A 1847-nucleotide genomic window follows, 5' to 3' on the forward strand; every position below is an offset into this window, starting at 1 on the left:
ATCCAAATCCGCATCGCACTCATGAACCGCTTCTCGGCCATCGGAACGGCCGAGATAGTCCGCGTGGACTGATGACAACGGGGAAAGGGGGCATCACGTCTCACGCGTGAGTTACGCAACAACGCCCTGGTGATCTTCGCACACCAGCGCGGGACTTTCAGCGGAGCGATCCCACGGCCCTACACCGCCAGCCCGTCGAAGGAGCGCGCGGTGATCCAGACGATCGAGGACGGCAAGAGCGCGTTCGAGGCAGGGAAGGCCGTTGGGAAAAGGGTAATCCCCCGCCGTTAGCAGATATGTCGGCCCTTTATCTTAATTGTGTTGCACGGCTGATAGTCGCTATCACTCTGGTTAGTCGAGCTGGAGGCCACATGGCGTGCTATCAGCCAACTAGTGGTAGAGGTGTACCTTGGTGGAGATAATCAAGAGGGTGATGGTTCTGGGTGGATCTGGTGTGGGCAAAACGTGGCTCACGTTACAACTGGCCAAGCGCTTCCGCCTGCCCGGCCATCACATCGATCAGCTCAGCTGGCAACCTGGTTTCATTCATCGGACCGCCGAAGAGTTGGATGAAATGACCCGCGCGGTTCACGCCGGTGATGAGTGGGTGCTAGAGGGGGGGCATTACGAGACGGCGCATGAACGGGCCCGTCGTGCTCAGCTGCTTGTCTGGGTAGACCCGGTCAGCGCAACGCAGTTGACTAGGGTGGTTTGGCGATCACTCCGCTATCATGGCAAGGTCCGCCCGGGCATGGGTGAAGGCTGCGTCGAATGGTTTGGCGCCCGCACCAAGGAGGCTGCTCATTACGCACTAACATCTCGCGAATTTCATCGTGAGCGCGCACGCGAAGTGATCGCATCTGCACCTCCGACGCTTCCGGTCGTTCATTTGCGGAGCTCTTTGCAGACGTATCAGTTCTTGTGGAACTGCCGCTGCCATCCTGCTGAGTCGGGCTTCACAATGAAGCCCCGACTAGTGCAGGCATACACTCGTAGCATTGCTCGGGCAGTGATAGCGATGGCTATGCCCGCCGCACTCTTGGGGATCGGCGTCGACTTCGGGATGGAAACGCAAACCGTATACTGAACGAGTTAGCGAAAGACGGCTTACCGAAGCTGCACTTACTGTCGAGTTTGAAGCCGACGCGGTGACGGCGCCAGGCTTTGAGGATTATGGAATGTCCGTGTGCTGGACCCGCAAGCGCACATTCGAGCCTGATCAAGGCGATTGGTTTGTCCTTATAAATGAAGTGATCGTCGGCCGTGTAATGCGCGACGACCAGCAGACCAGCCGTGCAAACCGCGATCAATGGTCCAGGTCCGTCATCAACATGCTGGCGCGGAACGGCTTGGTGGCCGAGGCTCTGGAGAAAGTACGAGAGCTTGCAACTGATGACTGGGGGCACAACCCCCACGGTTGGCCGGTCAATCAGTAGTCTCGCCGTGGGGGTTGCTCTTTGGTTCGCCGAACCTGCGCAGGCCCGTTTTCTCTGTGCAAACCGGAAACACCGACCCAATGGGGTCTGCTTTTCTGCCTGAATTTGCTCGTTCTGCGGGGGAACCTAGCCCCTCCTAAGGGGGAGGTTGCAGGTTCAGCAGCGGTCAGAATGCACCGTCCACTGGTTTACATTTGCTAGGCTCTGTTGCACAAATCGCGTGAGGGATTCATCTTGTGAATCCAGCGTGGTAGCTGGGGGCGCATGAGCCGACCCAGCCCCCCCGCCTACAAGACCAGGAATTGGCCCGCCTATAACGAAGCTCTGAAGCGTCGTGGCTCGCTGACGATCTGGTTCGATCCCGAGATGACCTGGGAGGCCAGGCCAACAGGCAAACGTGGCCGACAGCCT

General features: G+C 58.6%; 2 protein-coding genes and 1 pseudogene. All 3 read left to right on the forward strand.

Translation table 11 applies throughout. The features are described 5' to 3' along the window. Positions 1-412: 412 nt before the first annotated feature. Positions 413-1087 carry a P-loop NTPase family protein gene (locus FA740_RS19305; protein WP_136858410.1) on the forward strand — a complete coding sequence of 225 codons (675 nt, stop codon included), beginning with the start codon at positions 413-415 and terminating at the stop codon, positions 1085-1087. Between the two features lie 91 nt (positions 1088-1178). Continuing rightward, on the forward strand, positions 1179-1436 hold the full coding sequence (locus FA740_RS19310; protein WP_136858411.1) for a hypothetical protein: 258 nt from the start codon (positions 1179-1181) through the stop codon (positions 1434-1436). 264 nt (positions 1437-1700) lie between these two features. Further along, positions 1701-1847 (forward strand): annotated as a pseudogene (locus FA740_RS19315) (IS5/IS1182 family transposase); the annotation flags it as partial.

It is taken from the genome of Paracoccus hibiscisoli, assembly GCF_005048265.1.
In the GTDB taxonomy this organism is placed as follows: Bacteria; Pseudomonadota; Alphaproteobacteria; order Rhodobacterales; family Rhodobacteraceae; genus Paracoccus; species Paracoccus hibiscisoli.

Coding starts and splice junctions, on each gene's coding strand:
- FA740_RS19310 (WP_136858411.1), top strand. CDS start 1,179: ATGTCCGTGTGCTGGACCCGCAAGCGCACATTCGAGCCTGATCAAGGC.